The organism is Pseudoalteromonas sp. THAF3 (genome assembly GCF_009363775.1).
Taxonomy (GTDB): Bacteria; Pseudomonadota; Gammaproteobacteria; order Enterobacterales; family Alteromonadaceae; genus Pseudoalteromonas; species Pseudoalteromonas ruthenica.
In genome coordinates this window covers 1,898,036-1,914,536 of sequence record NZ_CP045418.1, presented here as the reverse complement: position 1 = coordinate 1,914,536, position 16,501 = coordinate 1,898,036, and the positions used below count along the sequence as shown (strand labels likewise).

At 49.5% G+C, this 16,501-nt stretch carries 15 protein-coding genes; 9 read left to right on the top strand and 6 right to left on the bottom strand.

Annotated features, from left to right (window positions below; translation table 11 throughout):
• Nucleotides 1–144 precede the first annotated feature (144 nt).
• The 6 genes from FIU82_RS08780 (at nucleotide 145) to azu (ending at nucleotide 7,394) form a co-directional block, all read left to right on the top strand.
• Entirely contained in the window at nucleotides 145–831 is a 687-nt protein-coding gene (locus tag FIU82_RS08780; RefSeq protein ID WP_022945943.1) for a GntR family transcriptional regulator, read from the top strand.
• 24 nt (nucleotides 832–855) lie between these two features.
• A complete protein-coding gene (gene prpB / locus FIU82_RS08775; protein WP_053910898.1) occupies nucleotides 856–1,734 on the top strand; it encodes a methylisocitrate lyase in 879 nt (292 codons plus the stop codon).
• A gap of 43 nt (nucleotides 1,735–1,777) precedes the next feature.
• The gene (gene prpC, locus FIU82_RS08770; RefSeq protein WP_022943823.1) at nucleotides 1,778–2,902 is read left to right on the top strand and encodes a 2-methylcitrate synthase; all 1,125 of its coding nucleotides are present in this window, start codon (nucleotides 1,778–1,780) and stop codon (nucleotides 2,900–2,902) included.
• Between the two features lie 57 nt (nucleotides 2,903–2,959).
• The gene (gene acnD, locus FIU82_RS08765; RefSeq protein ID WP_152440876.1) at nucleotides 2,960–5,548 is read left to right on the top strand and encodes a Fe/S-dependent 2-methylisocitrate dehydratase AcnD; all 2,589 of its coding nucleotides are present in this window, start codon (nucleotides 2,960–2,962) and stop codon (nucleotides 5,546–5,548) included.
• Between the two features lie 43 nt (nucleotides 5,549–5,591).
• Nucleotides 5,592–6,761, top strand: a complete 1,170-nt coding sequence (gene prpF, locus FIU82_RS08760; protein ID WP_152440875.1) for a 2-methylaconitate cis-trans isomerase PrpF — start codon at nucleotides 5,592–5,594, stop codon at nucleotides 6,759–6,761.
• A 192-nt stretch (nucleotides 6,762–6,953) separates the two neighbouring features.
• Nucleotides 6,954–7,394: an azurin gene (gene azu / locus FIU82_RS08755; RefSeq protein WP_022943820.1), complete on the top strand. Its 441-nt coding sequence runs from the start codon at nucleotides 6,954–6,956 to the stop codon at nucleotides 7,392–7,394.
• Nucleotides 7,395–7,441: 47 nt separating this feature from the next.
• Here azu and FIU82_RS08750 read toward each other — a convergent pair whose 3' ends face one another.
• The gene (locus tag FIU82_RS08750; protein WP_152440874.1) at nucleotides 7,442–8,344 is read right to left on the bottom strand and encodes an AraC family transcriptional regulator; all 903 of its coding nucleotides are present in this window, start codon (nucleotides 8,342–8,344) and stop codon (nucleotides 7,442–7,444) included.
• Between the two features lie 138 nt (nucleotides 8,345–8,482).
• Between FIU82_RS08750 and FIU82_RS08745 the strand changes: the two genes are divergently transcribed.
• Nucleotides 8,483–10,003: an aldehyde dehydrogenase family protein gene (locus FIU82_RS08745; protein ID WP_152440873.1), complete on the top strand. Its 1,521-nt coding sequence runs from the start codon at nucleotides 8,483–8,485 to the stop codon at nucleotides 10,001–10,003.
• A 103-nt stretch (nucleotides 10,004–10,106) separates the two neighbouring features.
• On the opposite strand, the gene FIU82_RS08740 is transcribed toward FIU82_RS08745, so the two are convergent.
• From FIU82_RS08740 to FIU82_RS08725, 4 genes are all read right to left on the bottom strand, one after another.
• Nucleotides 10,107–11,618, bottom strand: coding sequence for a leucyl aminopeptidase (locus FIU82_RS08740; protein ID WP_152440872.1), 1,512 nt, complete (start codon nucleotides 11,616–11,618; stop codon nucleotides 10,107–10,109).
• A 93-nt stretch (nucleotides 11,619–11,711) separates the two neighbouring features.
• On the bottom strand, nucleotides 11,712–12,746 hold the full coding sequence (locus FIU82_RS08735) for a CNNM domain-containing protein (RefSeq protein WP_022943816.1): 1,035 nt from the start codon (nucleotides 12,744–12,746) through the stop codon (nucleotides 11,712–11,714).
• Between the two features lie 153 nt (nucleotides 12,747–12,899).
• Nucleotides 12,900–13,316 carry a hypothetical protein gene (locus tag FIU82_RS08730; RefSeq protein ID WP_152440871.1) on the bottom strand — a complete coding sequence of 139 codons (417 nt, stop codon included), beginning with the start codon at nucleotides 13,314–13,316 and terminating at the stop codon, nucleotides 12,900–12,902.
• A gap of 54 nt (nucleotides 13,317–13,370) precedes the next feature.
• Complete coding sequence (locus tag FIU82_RS08725; RefSeq protein ID WP_152440870.1) at nucleotides 13,371–13,859, bottom strand: helix-turn-helix domain-containing protein; 489 nt, start codon at nucleotides 13,857–13,859, stop codon at nucleotides 13,371–13,373.
• Nucleotides 13,860–14,108: 249 nt separating this feature from the next.
• Here FIU82_RS08725 and FIU82_RS08720 point away from each other — a divergent pair, with 249 nt between their 5' ends.
• On the top strand, nucleotides 14,109–15,431 hold the full coding sequence (locus tag FIU82_RS08720) for an AarF/ABC1/UbiB kinase family protein (RefSeq protein ID WP_152440869.1): 1,323 nt from the start codon (nucleotides 14,109–14,111) through the stop codon (nucleotides 15,429–15,431).
• A 41-nt stretch (nucleotides 15,432–15,472) separates the two neighbouring features.
• Here the strand turns inward: FIU82_RS08720 and FIU82_RS08715 are convergent, their stop codons facing one another.
• Nucleotides 15,473–16,057: a hypothetical protein gene (locus tag FIU82_RS08715; RefSeq protein WP_045978407.1), complete on the bottom strand. Its 585-nt coding sequence runs from the start codon at nucleotides 16,055–16,057 to the stop codon at nucleotides 15,473–15,475.
• Between the two features lie 173 nt (nucleotides 16,058–16,230).
• Between FIU82_RS08715 and FIU82_RS08710 the strand changes: the two genes are divergently transcribed.
• Nucleotides 16,231–16,479 (top strand): hypothetical protein, encoded by a 249-nt coding sequence (locus FIU82_RS08710; protein ID WP_045978406.1) that lies wholly within the window; start codon nucleotides 16,231–16,233, stop codon nucleotides 16,477–16,479.
• Nucleotides 16,480–16,501: the final 22 nt, after the last annotated feature.

The window sequence follows — 16,501 nt, the reverse complement described above, 5'->3', positions numbered from 1 at the left end:
ACTTTTATGTAATAAAGCGAGTTTACAGTGTGTACAACGCTATAAATTGTGTTTATGTCGACAATTAAAGGTGAGGGTTATTGACAATTACCGGCATCGATCCCATAGTACAGGCCTAGATTGTCGACAATTTCGAGAAAAGCCGTGAGCGAACAGCTGCATTCACATCAACCTATTACCACTGCTGCCGATCAAGTGTTTGTTGATCTGCGCCGCGCTATTGTCGAGGGCGATATTGAGCAGGGCTCAAAAATATCCGAACCCGAGCTGGCCAAACGCTTTGGGGTGTCACGTGCCACCCTGCGCGATGCCCTTAATCGCCTAGAGGCCTGTAATCTGGTCGAGCGCAAAGCCAACGTCGGTTGTCGCGTGGTGGCGCTTACGCCGGAGCGGTTAATTGAAGTCTATCAGGTACGCGCCGCACTAGAGGGGTTAGCCTGTCGCCTTGCCGCCGAAAACATGGCTGATGAAGAAATTGCCTCGCTGAAAGGCTTATTGAATAAACACCTTAACGAGCAACGTGTTAAAGAAGGCGAATCCTATTACCAAGAAGCGGGTGACTTGGATTTCCATTATCGCATTATTAAAGGCTCTAAAAACGAGCATTTATTCAACTTGTTATACAACGACCTATATCAGTTGATCCGCATGTATAGGGTGCAAATGGGAATGACAGGGCCAAGGGTATCTAAAGCCTTCGACGAACACCTTGCCATTATTAATGCCATTGACAATCGCGATGGCGAGCTTGCCGAGTTGCTGATGAAACGTCATATCAGCTACTCCATGAATAATATTGAAAATAAGTTTAACGCGGCCCACTCAGGATAACCGCGCATCTAACAGGAGAACCCCATGTCCGCAGGAAAGAAATTTAGACAAGCATTGGCGGCAAACAAGCCGCTGCAAGTAGTGGGCACCATCAATGCTTACTGCGCCATTATGGCCAAACAACTGGGTCATCAGGCAATTTACCTCTCAGGCGGTGGCGTAGCCAACGCTTCTTATGGGTTGCCCGATTTGGGCATGACCTCATTGAACGACGTAATTGCCGATGTGCAACGTATTACTTCGGCCTGTGACTTACCTCTGTTGGTTGATATCGATACCGGTTGGGGCGGCGCATTCAATATCGCTAAAACCATTCGCGATATGGAAAAAGCCGGGGCCGCAGCGGTGCATATGGAAGATCAGGTGGCGCAAAAGCGCTGTGGTCACCGCCCGAATAAAGAAATCGTCTCAGTTGACGAGATGGTTGATCGCATTAAAGCCGCCGTTGATGCGCGCACCGACCCTGACTTTTTCATTATGGCGCGCACCGACTCGTTTGCTCAAGAAGGTCTAGAGGCCGCCATTGAACGGGCAAAAGCCTATGTGGCCGCCGGTGCCGATGGCATATTCGCAGAAGCGGTGCAAACCGAGGAGCACTATCGCGCCTTTGCTGAGGCCCTTGATGTGCCGATTCTCGCCAATATTACCGAGTTTGGTAAAACCGAGCTTTGGAATCGCAAAGAGCTAGGCGAGTGGGGCGTGGATATGGTGCTTTACCCGCTGTCGGCGTTCCGTGCCATGAATAAAGCGGCGGAGAATGTGTATAAATCAATTCTTGAAAATGGCGACCAAAAAGCGGTGCTAGATGAGATGCAAACACGCATGGATCTATACGATTATTTGGGCTATCACGAATACGAGAAAAAGCTCGACGCCTTGTTTGCCGAAGGCAAAAACAAGTAACGCATTGACAGTTTCAACAGGAAAAAAATTCAGGAGCAAGAAAATGGTAGATAAAGCATTAGGTGGCGCAGGCTTGCGCGGACAAGTGGCCGGCGAAACGGCGTTGTGTACAGTAGGTAAAAGTGGCTCAGGGCTGACCTATCGTGGTTACGATATCAGTGAGCTGGCTGACAAGGTGCAATTTGAAGAAGTGGCGTATTTATTATCGCGCGGCGAGTTGCCAAACCAAGGCCAGCTGGTTGAATACAAAGCCAAACTAAAGTCGCTACGGGGCCTACCGCAAGCACTGAAAAGCGTGTTAGAGACCATCCCTAAAGATGCACACCCGATGGACGTGATGCGTACCGGCTGTTCTATGCTTGGTAACCTAGAAACCGAAACTGATTTTGCCAATGCTGATGATGCTATCGACCGCATGGTGGCTATTTTCCCAAGCATTATCTGTTATTGGTATCGCTTTACCCATGACGGTGTGCGTATTGACGTAGAAACCGATGATGACACTGTGGGGGCGCACTTCTTACACTTGTTACATGACAAAGCGCCATCACAACTGTTTGCCGACGTAATGAATGTGTCGTTGATCCTTTATGCTGAGCATGAATTTAACGCCTCAACCTTTACCGCTCGTGTGTGTGCTTCAACCTTGTCAGACATTCATTCATGCGTAACCGGCGCTATAGGCTCATTGCGTGGCCCACTGCATGGCGGTGCCAATGAAGCGGCGATGGATATGATTGAAGGCTTTAAAGACGCCGAACATGCCGAGCAAGAGTTAATGGGCATGCTGGCACGAAAAGACAAAATCATGGGCTTTGGCCACGCCATTTATCGTGAGAGTGACCCACGCAATGTGATCATCAAGAAATACTCAGAGCGCTTGGCGAAAGAGGTGGGCGATGATGTGCTTTACCCCGTGTCGGTGCGCTGTGAAGAAGTGATGTGGCGCGAGAAAAAGCTGTTCTGTAATGCCGATTTCTTCCATGCTTCGGCGTATCACTTTATGGGCATCCCTACTAAGCTATTCACGCCCATTTTCGTGATGAGTCGCGTTACTGGCTGGACTGCTCATGTTAAAGAGCAACGTGCCAATAACCGTATTATCCGTCCAAGCGCCGAATACACTGGCCCTGATTCTCGTCCCGTGCCCGCGATGAGCGAGCGCTAAACACCGTTTCTTTATGGCAGCCTTTGGGCTGCCTTTTTCTGCAATGTAGAGCGAATTATGAATTCTTTATACCGTAAGCCGCTGCCCAACTCGGATCTAATTTACTACGATACCCAAGAGGCGGTGGATGCCATTGAACCGGGGGCTTATGCTAAGCTCCCTTACACCTCTAAAGTTCTGGCTGAGAACCTTGTGCGTCGCTGCGAACCAGCGCAGTTAACCGCGAGCTTAGAGCAACTTATTTACCGTAAACGCGATTTGGATTTTCCTTGGTACCCAGCTCGGGTGGTGTGTCACGATATTTTGGGGCAAACCGCGCTGGTGGATTTAGCCGGTTTGCGTGACGCTATCGCCGCGAAAGGCGGCGATCCGGCCAAGGTTAACCCTGTGGTGCCAACCCAGCTGATCGTTGACCATTCACTGGCGGTGGAACATGCAGGGTTTGAAGAGGATGCCTTTGAGAAAAACCGCGCCATTGAAGACCGCCGCAACGAAGATCGCTTCCACTTTATTAACTGGACCAAAACAGCGTTCAAAAACGTCGATGTGATCCCACCGGGCAACGGCATTATGCACCAGATTAATCTGGAGAAGATGTCGCCGGTGATCCAAGCCCGTGATGGGGTTGCCTTTCCAGATACCCTAGTGGGCACCGATAGCCATACACCGCATGTGGACGCGTTAGGCGTTATTGCCGTGGGCGTTGGCGGCCTAGAAGCCGAAAGCGTGATGCTCGGGCGAGCTTCTTATATGCGCTTGCCTGATATTGTTGGTGTGGAGCTAACCGGTAAGCCCCAACCGGGCATTACCGCAACCGACATTGTTCTGGCGTTAACCGAGTTTTTACGTCAGCAGCGTGTTGTTTCAAGCTACTTAGAGTTTTTCGGCGAGGGCGCAAGCCACCTTACTTTGGGCGATCGCGCCACCATTTCCAACATGACACCAGAATATGGTGCCACGGCGGCAATGTTCTATATCGATGAGCAAACCATTGATTACCTTAAACTCACCGGTCGTGATGACGAGCAGGTACAGTTAGTTGAGCAGTACGCGAAACACACAGGTTTGTGGGCAGATGCGATGACCCAAGCTCAGTATGAGCGGGTATTGCGTTTTGATTTAAGTGCCGTGGGTCGCAACTTAGCTGGGCCATCAAACCCTCATGCTCGCCTTGCGACCGCCGATTTGCAAGCACGAGGCATAGCCAAAGAAGTTGAGCAACAGCCTGGGTTAATGCCCGATGGAGCGGTGATCATTGCCGCCATCACTAGTTGTACCAATACCTCAAACCCACGTAATGTGATAGCCGCCGGCTTGTTAGCGCGTAACGCCAATAAACACGGCTTAATGCGTAAGCCTTGGGTGAAAACCTCACTGGCGCCGGGCTCAAAAGCGGTAAAACTCTATCTTGAAGAAGCCAATCTACTACCGGAGTTGGAGCAGTTAGGTTTTGGTGTGGTCGGTTTTGCCTGTACATCCTGTAACGGTATGAGTGGCGCACTCGACCCGCAAATTCAAAAAGAAGTGGTGGAGCGAGATCTGTACGCCACAGCGGTGCTCTCAGGGAATCGTAACTTTGATGGTCGTATCCACCCCTACGCTAAGCAAGCGTTTTTAGCATCACCGCCTTTGGTGGTCGCCTACGCCATTGCTGGTACCATTCGCTTTGATATTGAAAAGGATGTCCTAGGTCATGATAGCGATGGCAATGCCATTACCTTAAAAGACCTATGGCCAAGCGATGAAGAAATCGATGCGGTGATTGCCAAGAGCGTCAAGCCGGAGCATTTCCGTCAGGTCTATGAGCCGATGTTCGATTTAAGTGTCGACTATGGCGAGAAAAACGACCCGCTCTATCAGTGGCGAGAAAAAAGCACCTACATTCGTCGTCCGCCATACTGGGAAGGCGCGTTGGCAGCAGAGCGTACACTCACGGATCTGCGCCCTTTAGCGGTATTAGGGGATAACATCACCACCGATCACCTATCGCCATCAAACGCCATCCTGGCCAGCAGTGCAGCAGGGGAATATTTAGCGTCGATGGGGGTGCCGGAGGAAGACTTTAACTCTTATGCCACGCACCGTGGTGACCACCTAACCGCTCAGCGGGCGACCTTTGCTAACCCAAGACTGCGCAATGAAATGGCCGTGGTAGACGGGGAAGTGCAAGAGGGCTCACTGACGCGTTTAGAGCCGCAAGGCGAAGTCATGCGTATGTGGGAAGCAATAGAAACCTACATGCAGCGCAAACAGCCGCTGATTATCGTCGCTGGTGCTGATTATGGTCAGGGCTCATCACGAGACTGGGCCGCCAAAGGTGTACGCTTAGCGGGTGTGGAAGTGATCTTAGCCGAAGGCTTTGAGCGCATTCACCGCACCAACCTGATTGGTATGGGTGTGTTGCCGCTGGAGTTCAGTGCTGGTGAAAATCGCAAGACCTTGGCCCTTGATGGCAGCGAAACCTACAGTGTGGTGGGTGAGCCAGCACCGGGAGCCAGTCTTGAAGTGCGCATTACCCGTGCCAATGGCGACGAGCTCACTATCACCAGCAAATGCCGTCTCGATACCCAGGAAGAGCTGTCGATTTACAGCGCCGGCGGGGTATTACAGCGCTTTGCGAAGGACTTCCTCGAGGCCACCACCTAGCAACAACAGGTGGGCTACGGCCCACCTTCACTGAGGTAGATAAATGTCACAACAAATAAAAATACCGGCCACATACATGCGCGGCGGTACCAGCAAAGGGGTGTTTTTCGCTCTCGATGATTTACCTGAGCCAGCGCAACAACCCGGACCTTATCGTGATGCCTTGTTGCTCCGTGTTATCGGCAGTCCCGACCCCTATGGTAAGCACACCGATGGCATGGGTGGGGCGACATCCAGCACCAGTAAAACGGTGATCCTCTCAAAAAGCACGCAAGCCGAGCACGATGTTGACTATTTGTTTGGTCAAGTGGCCATAGATAAAGCATTCATCGATTGGAGCGGTAACTGTGGCAATTTAACCGCAGCGGTGGGCGCGTTTGCCATAAATAATGGCCTAGTCGATAACCACCGAATTCCTGAAAACGGCATCGCCGAGGTGCGTATTTGGCAGGCCAATATTGAAAAAACCATTATTGCCCATGTACCCATGCAAGACGGGTTAGTACAAGAGCTGGGTGATTTTGAGCTCGATGGTGTTACTTTTCCTGCCGCAGAGGTCAAAATTGATTTTATCTCGCCGGTGGGTGAGGGCGCAGTGCTGCCAACGGGTAACGCAGTGGATAGCCTAGCGGTGCCGGGCGAAGGGGAGCTTAAAGCCAGCTTTATCAATGCTGGGATCCCCACCATTTTCGTTAATGCCGAGGCGTTGGGGTATCGTGGTAATGAATTGCAAGAGCACATTAATGGCGACCCTGAGGCGCTGGCTCGTTTTGAGCGTATCCGTGCCTATGGCGCCTTAAAAATGGGGCTCATCAAGAATATCGACGAAGCGCAAGCGCGTCAGCATACACCGAAAATTGCTATGGTGGCACCGCCGAGCGATTATACCGCCTCCAGCGGTAAAGCAATCAATGGCGATGACATTGATGTGCAAGTACGCGCTTTATCAATGGGCAAATTACATCATGCGATGATGGGCACCGCCGCCGTAGCCATTGCTACTGCCGCTGCGATACCCGGCACCTTAGTGAATATTGCCGCCGGTGGGCAAACGCGCAACGGCGTGACCTTCGGACACCCCTCAGGGACTTTGCAGGTGGGAGCGAAGGTGACGATGCAATCCCAAGATTGTGACGTGCACAGCGTCAGCATGAGCCGCAGCGCGCGACGACTGATGGCAGGCTGGGTTTACGTTCCTGAACCGCAATCGTGACACTCAAAAAAACCGAGCACCTTGAGGGTTGCTCGGTTTTTTTGTACCCAGAGCTGATCTCTGCTACCGTAACTGCCGTACTGAAAAACAGTCAATAAAGCTTTGCTATCAAGCGATTAAGGCTAATTCTGTTGCTTTTTTGGGTTTTATTTAATAATCTGAATGATAGCTATTAACATTACGGAGAAAGGTATGTTTAAATCTCTCACTGCCATTGCGGCTTTGTTCTTTTCGTCAATGACCTTTGCCAATTGCGAGTTTACCATCGAAGGTAACGACGCAATGCAATTCAATAAAAAATCAATGGAAGTCCCTAAAAGCTGTGAAACAGTTAAAGTCACGCTTAAGCATACAGGTAAGATCCCTAAGAAATCAATGGGTCATAACTGGGTGCTAACCACTAAAGGTGACATGCAGGCTGTAGCCAGTGCCGGTATGGGCGCGGGCTTAGATAACAACTACCTGCCTGCAGGTGATGAGCGCATTATTGCTGCTACCGACATCATTGGCGGCGGTGAGCAAACCACGGTGGAATTTTCTACCAAAGATATGAGTGCTGACGGCGAGTATATGTTTTTCTGCTCGTTCCCGGGTCACTCAGCGTTAATGAAAGGCACTTTCAAGCTTATCTAACGCCAAATAAGCCGAGCGTCCGCTCGGCTTTGCTCTCTTTCCCGCCTTTACCTTTCGCTCTTGTTATTTTGTGCAATATAAGCGCTCGGCGCTTGCCCGTAGTACTGCTTAAAGCTGCGGCTGAAATGACTAATACTATTGAACCCACAGGCAAAGCAAGTTTCGGTGACGGCTTTAGAGCGCTCTAGCATTAAACCTGCATGTTCTAAACGGCGCTTAAGAATGTAAGCATGGGGAGTCATGCCCAAATGGCGGCGAAACTCACTAAAGAATTTGCTGCGGCTCATACAGGCGAGACGAGCAAGGGTATCCACATCGAGTGGGGCGGCAATATGCTGCTCAATGTGGCTTAAGACTTGATGAAGAGCGGTTGCCTGCGGGTCGTGTAAAGCGCAGCGCAATAATGCGTGATGATCTTGTTCGCGCAGTAGCCGCACAATCAGCTCAGTGGTTGCCAGCTCAATCAGTAAGGCTCTATCGCTTTTATTTTCTGTAAACGCCCCGGCCAAGCGCTGGTAGATGGCCTCGGTGGTGGTGCTATGGGTAAGCTGCAGAGTCGCAGGTTGCTGATCATGATAGCTGCACTGGGCGCTTAATGACATTTGCTCGGCCACATTGGCGATGCGCTCGGCGTCGACTTCAAGGGTCAGGCAACGGGTTGGACGCTCTAGGGTCGCTAATGGAAAGTCGATGTGCACCTGCTCATCGGCGGCGATAACAAAGCTTTGCCCTGGGGTGAAATCCCGCGCCTGCTGTAAGCTTTGGTGATGCATTACCTTTTTACCCTCGACCATGGCACAAAACATCAACTCATCGGTGCGAAAGGGGACTTGTTCACAGCGTTCAAAGGTTTCATACATGCACAATTGAATGCCAGGCGCATTCACGACACTGCGATGGTCAATAAGAGTGTGGACGCTGTCGAAAGCGCTGGGGTTGCCATATAACATGTTTAATTCCTTTGCTTTGTGCTTGCTCTAGCATGGCTAAAAAATGGACATTTAGTCAAGCGCTTTGGATGTAAAGACAACCGCTTCACGGGCAAAGTTGTGTAGTTTTGCAGTGATGCAACAACAAGGACAATAACGATGATATACGCAAATCCTAATACTCCCGGTGCGGTGGTTGATTTTAAGCCGCAATATGAGAACTACATTGGTGGCAAGTGGGTAAGCCCGGTGCAAGGTCGGTATTTTGATAACACCACACCGGTGACTGGGGAGGTTATTTGTAAAATCCCGCAATCGTGTGCAAAAGACATTGAACTGGCCTTGGATGCGGCGCACCAAGCACAACAAACATGGGGCAAAACATCGGTGACAGAGCGCAGCAACTTATTGCTGGCGATTGCTCAGCGGGTGCAAGAGCACAGCGAGCAGCTGGCCGTTGCTGAAACCTGGGATAACGGTAAAGCAGTGCGCGAGACGCTGAATGCCGATATTCCCCTGGTGGCCGATCACTTTCGGTATTTCGCCGGCTGTATTCGCGCTCAAGAGGGCAGCATTGGTGATTTAGATGAGCACACCGTGGCCTATCATTTTTACGAGCCTTTAGGCGTGGTTGGGCAAATTATTCCCTGGAATTTTCCGTTGCTGATGGCGGCGTGGAAACTTGCACCGGCACTGGCGGCAGGGAACAGTGTGGTGCTCAAACCGGCGGAGCAAACCCCAGTATCCATTTTGAAATTTATTGAACTCATTGGCGATATTTTGCCTGCGGGGGTGCTTAATGTGGTCAATGGCTATGGCGCCGAAGCGGGTCAGGCATTGGCCAGCAGCACGCGCATTGCAAAAATTGCCTTTACTGGCTCGACCCCGGTGGGAGCGCATATTCTTAAGTGTGCCGCCGAGAATATCATTCCCTCCACGGTGGAATTAGGCGGTAAATCTCCCAATGTCTATTTTGCCGATGTATTGAATCAAAGTGATGAATTTATTGATAAGTGCGTTGAAGGCGCCGTGCTGGCCTTTTTCAATCAAGGGGAAGTGTGTACTTGTCCATCGCGGTTATTAGTACAAGAGAGTATGTACGACGAATTTATCGCCCGGGTGATTGCCCGCACCAAGCAAATTAAACGCGGTAATCCGCTCGATACCGACACCATGGTTGGCGCTCAAGCCTCACAGCAGCAATTCGATAAAATCATGAGTTACTTTAGCATCGGCAAGGAAGAAGGTGCCGAAGTGCTTATCGGCGGTGACGCCGAACGCTTCGACAATGAGCTTAATAATGGTTTTTATATTCAGCCGACCTTACTCAAAGGACACAATCAAATGCGGGTGTTCCGCGAGGAAATCTTTGGTCCTGTGGTCAGTGTCACTACCTTTAAGGACGAACAAGAAGCGATTGCCATTGCCAACGATACCGAGTTTGGGTTGGGCGCAGGGCTTTGGACGCGGGATATGAATCGTGCCTATCGGGTTGGCAGAGCCATTGAAGCGGGTCGGGTGTGGACCAATTGTTATCATCATTATCCTGCCCATGCCGCGTTTGGCGGTTATAAAAAGTCGGGCGTTGGCCGCGAAACGCATAAGATGATGCTTGAGCACTATCAGCAAACCAAAAACCTACTGGTTAGCTACAGTGATAATGCCTTAGGGTTTTTCTAACTCACCATCCCCTATAACGTCTTGATATATTTCCATAGCAAGACAACAAAAAGGGCAGGTAACCCCTGCCCATAACTGACTCATAGTGCGCTATCAGTGCACCTTATTTGGTTTTGAGCAACCATTCGCTTAGTAGCCTGACCCCATAGCCGGTGCCGCCTACATTCACTTCACCGTCAGCCTTGCTCGCTAACGCATTACCGGCAATATCGAGGTGAACCCAGCGGGTGTCTCCAGCAAAGTGTTGTAAGAATGAAGCCGCCGTGGTTGCTCCCGGGCCTCCTGAGCCGATGTTTTGAATATCAGCAATGTCTGACTTTAACTTGTCTTTATAGCCTAAAGGTAAGCGCCATACTTGCTCGTTCACCGCTTTGCCTGCTGCCGTTAATTCGCTGACTAATTGCTCGTCATCAGAGAAAATTGCGCTATAGCGATTGCCTACGGCGCGTACTTTTGAGCCAGTGAGTGTGGCTACATCCACCATAATCTGCGGCTTAAACTGGCTGCGCGCATACCACATGGCATCGCTGAGCACTAACCGGCCTTCGGCGTCGGTATTGAGTACCTCGACACTTAAGCCTTCAGCGGTGCGCAGGATGTCTCCCGGCGCTATGGCGGTTTCAGACACCATGTTGGCGGCCATGCCCATTACGGCAACGACATTAACATCGGCTTTGCTCAGCGCCATGGCTTTCACGGTACCTAGCACCGCCGCAGCACCGGCCATGTCGGATTTCATCCGCGCGATTGAAGCGCCGGTTTTAATGCTATAGCCACCTGAATCAAAGGTAATGCCTTTACCAACCAAAGCAATGGGTGCGTCATCGCTGCCTTGATAATGTGCAACCACCAGTCGAGCACCGTCTTTGCTGCCTCGGCCAACGCCTTCCAACGCCCCCATGCCGAGGGCTTTGACCTGCTCAGGCCCCAATACCTCGACTTTAACACCGAGCTCGCGTAGTTGCTGCGCTGCTTGTGCAAACTCTACAGGGGTTAAGGCGCTCGGCACCTCGGAGGTGAGGTCACGGGCTAAAAATACACCTTGCTCTATATGACTTAGGGCTTGATATGCCTGCTCGGCGCGCGCTTGATCAGCAACATCAAAGTGATAGCTTAGCGTCGTTTTTGCTGCATCGCTTTTTTTATAGGTATCGAAGCTGTGGTCGCGCAGGTTAACGCCATGGGCAAATTGAGCCGCTAATTCGGTATTAGATAACTGCCCATTGATAGTGGCAAAATCGATGTTTGCCGTCGTCACCTTCATGCCCTCAAGCAGGCCATGCACGTTGCCACCGAGTTTGGCTGTACGCGCTGCATCAAGCTCGTCTTGAGCGCCAAGGCCGACGACAACGACGCGTTCATAGTTTGAGTCTACAGGGGCTAGAAGCTGTACATGCTTATTATACTCGCCGTTAAACTGGGCGGTGTTAAGTGCTTTTTGTAATTGTTGTTGCGCTTGTGATGATAACACTGAGGTATTGAGCGCTTGGTCTTGCTCTTGCAGCAAGACCAAAGTGCCGTTACTTGCTAATTCGCTATGGAATTGGATATCGGCTCCATGGCTGCTGGCTGCAACCATGGCTAACGACAATGCACTGAGTTTAAGGTACGACATAGACTTTCCCTTTAATACGTTAAATCGCTGCCTTTTTACCTTATTTCAGTGCATTTGATAACAGTTTGTCGTTCAATCGCGGGTTTCTGCCGATTAACGCCCTGATTGTGAGCGGCGCTCATGCTTCTTGCGCTGCAACCAGCGTCGGCGCGCGAAACGGCGCATGTTAGCAATTTGGTCGGTTTCATCCAAAATAGCTTGGCCAATAATGGTTTCTATGATGTCTTCTAAGGTGATTAAACCTTGCCATGAGCCGTATTCATCATACACCAAGCACATGTGTTGCTGCTCCTCAATTAACTGGCTTAACAAGTGTTCCACGCTGATGTTATTGGCAACCACTTTAGCCTTACGCGCCAGCTCAATAGCGTATTCTTTGTCGCCGGTGGCAATTAAATCACTTTTAAATAACACCCCATGTGGGGCTTCATCGTCATCAAGCAGTGGGAAGCGAGAAAATTGGCTCTTGATTACTTTTTCACGCACCTCACTAAGATGGGCATCGGGTTTGAGCGTTTCACATACAATGCGCGGCGTCATAATATCGCGCACCTTGATGGTATGAAGGTCAAGAATGTTGGCGATAGCGCGGTGCTCACTGTCATCAATACTGTTTATTTCTGCTCCCAGTGATGCCAAGGCTTTTAACTCGACGCGCAAATCTTCCTCAGTGGCGCTGCCGCCAAGCAGTCGAGTAATTCTGTCTGATATCCAAATAAATGGCTTGAGTACCCATATTAAAAAGTTGAGCAGTGGAGGCATGGCCACCGCAATTTGCGGCCAGAACCGCGCACCTAGGGTTTTCGGGATGATCTCCGAGAGCAATAAAATAAGAATGGTCATCACCGCTGAGGCAATGCCTAAATAACCATTCCCAAACACCACGGTGACTTGCGCACCGACACCCGCAGCGCCGACGGTGTGGGCTACCGTGTTTAAGGTAAGAATGGCAGCCAAAGGTTGGTCGATGCGATCTTTTAAGCGCTTGAGTTGGGTGTAACGCTGTGGGTGTTCAAGCTTTTGCTTGGCAATAAAGCTGGGGGTGATGGATAGCAATGCTGCTTCAAGAACAGAACAAATAAACGACACGGCAATAGATAGCACCGCGAAAGCGATAAGTAATATCATGGTTGCTCTGGGCAATCCTTCTTAGTTAGTTGAAAAATGCTATACGCAAAGCATGTATATTGAGGTCAAAAACAATAGATCAAGCGCGACCTTATGACAATATAGCAATCAAAATAACGCGGGCTAAAACTTATGTTCAGCCCGCGTTTGGGATTAGCCTGCCAGCTTGGCTTGGGTGCTATGAATAACCCAATATGCCCCGGTTATTACTGCAAGTGTGGGCAGCGCTAATTTGGCAAAATGAACCATCAGCGGCTGCTCAAGGTGTGTGAATACGCTTAGCAAACCATACAGTGTGATAAGCATTGCCAAGGCCAGGGCATTGCGTAACCCTTGGCTTTTAGTCATGTAGGTCACCAACATCCCCGTTAATATGCATGCGCTAGCGCCAATGGCTAAGGTCAGTGCAGTTAAGCTCATATCTTGGCTCGCTAAGCTTTGCGCCTGAGCCATATCCACTCCTTCTGGCAGCCAAACTTGGATTGCTACGGCACTGGCGATTGCGGTAACCAGCAGATAAGCTAAAAAAGCCAGTATTACAGATTTTATTACTAATTTATCGTTGAACATGGTGCTCTCCTTTTTGTTAATTGAATCAGTTAGCAAGGAGTGCAGGGCATGAACTTATAAGTCGAATTTAAACACCTGTTTGCGCCAACCGCGATAACAAATGACCGCGATAGATACTAATAAAGAGACAGCGACGGTATCTTTAAGTAGGGTCATGGTCTGTTGGTCAATGCTGCCACTTTGAAAAGCGGAGTATACCCCCCAAAAACCAAAACAATTTGCCGCAATCACCGCCAGCAGCCCAATCAAGTATTTTACTCGCAGGTGTTGCGGTGCAGGTAAGGGTTGAGAGGGTATAGGCTGTGATGGTGGCACAGGTGCCTCGGTATTGTTCGTTGTCGATTGCACAGCCAGTAATTGCTGGCAATCTAAATCAAGAGCGGCAGCAATGCTTTTAATGGACTCCCCTGAGGCCACGCCTTTGGCTTCTATTCTTTGTACTGTGCGTAAGCTCAATCCGGCTATCTCGGCAAGCTGCTCTTGTGATAGGCAACGTTTATCTCGTTGGTTTTTAATTTCTGTAGTATTGATGTTCATTTTCATTGTTGTGGTCTCCTTGCTAACTGAGCCTTTAAATTAGCAAGTGAACCGCTCCTACTGTACGTTAGCGATGTGTTATCTACCCGACACCTTTACGACACTCAAGCGCCAGCGCCTGTTATTAGTGGCTTTAACAAGCCTTGCATGCAATTTAAACAAATGCAACTTGGCGGTAAACATACGGGTTGCTCGATCGTTTTTTCGGCTTTTTTCGTACTGAGCCACAGTTTTAAGATCACAATCAACGCGCAAATGAGTAAAGATAAAGCAGTGCCTACTTCCAAGTTCTCCCGAGCCTTACGATTTGGTTCATTGGCAGGGCGAGTAGCCAGCAATGTTGCCTATGGCGGCTTAAAATCCATGGTCACAGGGCAAAATAAAAGCACCAAAGAGTTAGTGTTAAACAGCAAAAATATTGAGCAATTGGCGCAGCAATTGGCGCATTTGCGTGGTGCGGCGATGAAACTCGGTCAGTTATTGTCAATGGACGCCGGCGAGCTATTAAGTCCGGAGCTCAGTGCGCTATTGTCGCGGTTACGTAACAAAGCCACACCCATGCCACACAAGCAGCTGACCCAAACCTTAAAGCAGCAATGGGGAGCACATTGGCTAGACGGTCTGGCTAATTTTGAGTTGCGCCCTTTCGCTGCGGCATCCATCGGACAGGTACACCGTGCATACACTGATAGCGGCACAAAGCTAGCCGTGAAAGTGCAATACCCTGGGGTGGCCAAAAGCATTGAAAGCGATGTGGATAATGTCGTGAGGCTGCTTAAGCTCACTGGTTTACTGCCAAAAGGGTTGGACATTGACGAGCTAATTGCCGAGGCGAAAGCTCAGCTGCTTAATGAAGCGGACTACACCCTAGAGGCGCATTACATGAACCAGTACCAAGAAAAGCTGGGGCCAAGTTCACACTTTGTGGTGCCAAAAGCGCAGAGCGAGTTGTGCACTGAACAAATTTTAGCCATGGAATTTGTTGAGGGCGAGGCCATTGAGCAGGCGCTTACCTGTACGCAAGAAGAGCGCAATCGTTTAGTGATGCATCTACTCACCCTGTTTATGCATGAGCTTTTTGACTTTCGCTTAATGCAAACCGACCCCAACTTTGCTAATTACCTGTATCAGCGCGACACCGGTCGTATTGTACTGCTCGATTTTGGTGCGACCCGCGCCATTAGCGAGTCCATTAGCCGGGGATATTGGCGGCTTATTGAGGGCGCCATAACAGGCGAGCGCGGCGTCATGGCACATGCGGCCCGTGATATCGGTTATTTTAGTGATGATGTGGATAAGGCTTATGAGCAAAACGTGCTCGATATTTTTGCTTTGGCCTGTGAACCGCTAACGGCAGATGGTGAGTACGACTTTGCCAGCAGTGATTTGGCTGCGAGAATCAAGCAAAAAGGCTTGGCAATGAGCAGTCGCGAACAGCAATGGCATAGCCCCCCTGTGGATGCATTGTTTATTCATCGCAAACTCGCTGGGCTATTCTTAATTGCAGCTAAGTTGCAGGCGAGGGTCAATGTTAACGATATTTTTAATGAGCAAAGAAAAAGTAGTGGTGTGAGCTAACTCACACCTAATTAGGGACAAAAACGGGAGGGGTTAAGAGATTAGTAGTTTATTTCGATTTGACCTACAGAGACTGAACCTGTCTGCCATGTAGTACGGCACTGTAAGTTCAAGATTGCGTCTGGCTCAAAGTTATTATCAATTGTGGTGACATAATTCACGAATTGCTTAGACGAGATAGTATCATCTGATATATCTGTCCAATCAAACCCTTTACCAGTACCGAAACGAAGCCATTTGTCTTTGCCACCATCAGGCGTTTTACGAATTCGAGAGATTAGACAGCCTCCGGCTGATACATTCAGACCTTGAGTAATACCATGGACGGTAAGGGTCACATTCCCCATGTTTTCGTTCAGCGGCACACTACAGTGGAAGAAGCGCTCTGTGCGCGAAAATTTTGGATCAAAGATGAAATAACCATTGGCAGAAGCACCGACCTCTTCCAAGGCCACTTGGGTTAGCGCATTTAATTCACCTGATGAAGCAATAAGGTTGTTTACAGCCTCTGCTTTTAGCGCTGAGTCTTCAAAACAATGTGCTGCTCCGGGGAAAACAGCAGTTTGAGCGAATGCAGTACCTGAAGCTAGGGTAATAGCCGCTGCGATTAGTTTTGTTTTTAACATAAAAATTCCTTGTCAAATTGATTGTCCCTAATACGTGTAACTTACCATGTATTTATGTTATAAGAATAAGAAATTATTATTATTTTTATTGCGTTTAGTGGTACGAGTTAAAAATTAACTAGTTCGAAGTATTGAGATGTAACTATATGACTAATATATAAATTAGGGATGATATGGGCTTTAAAGTAAACCATTACGCAGCAAAAACGATCAACCGCACCTTTAGCACCGATTGGGAAACACTCATCATCGAGTTGATAATTGGCGGCATCTGCGCCGTGTTGGCGGTCGTTGGCTATCAAGCAAATTTACTACTGGTGTTTGGCCCTGCGGGGCTCATTAGCGCCATTTGCTTTTTGGGCATTACCTACAATCTATACCAGTATTGGCAGGATAAGCGCCACTCGGCGAAAGGTGATTAGAGAGGCCCTAGGCTCAAGGTAA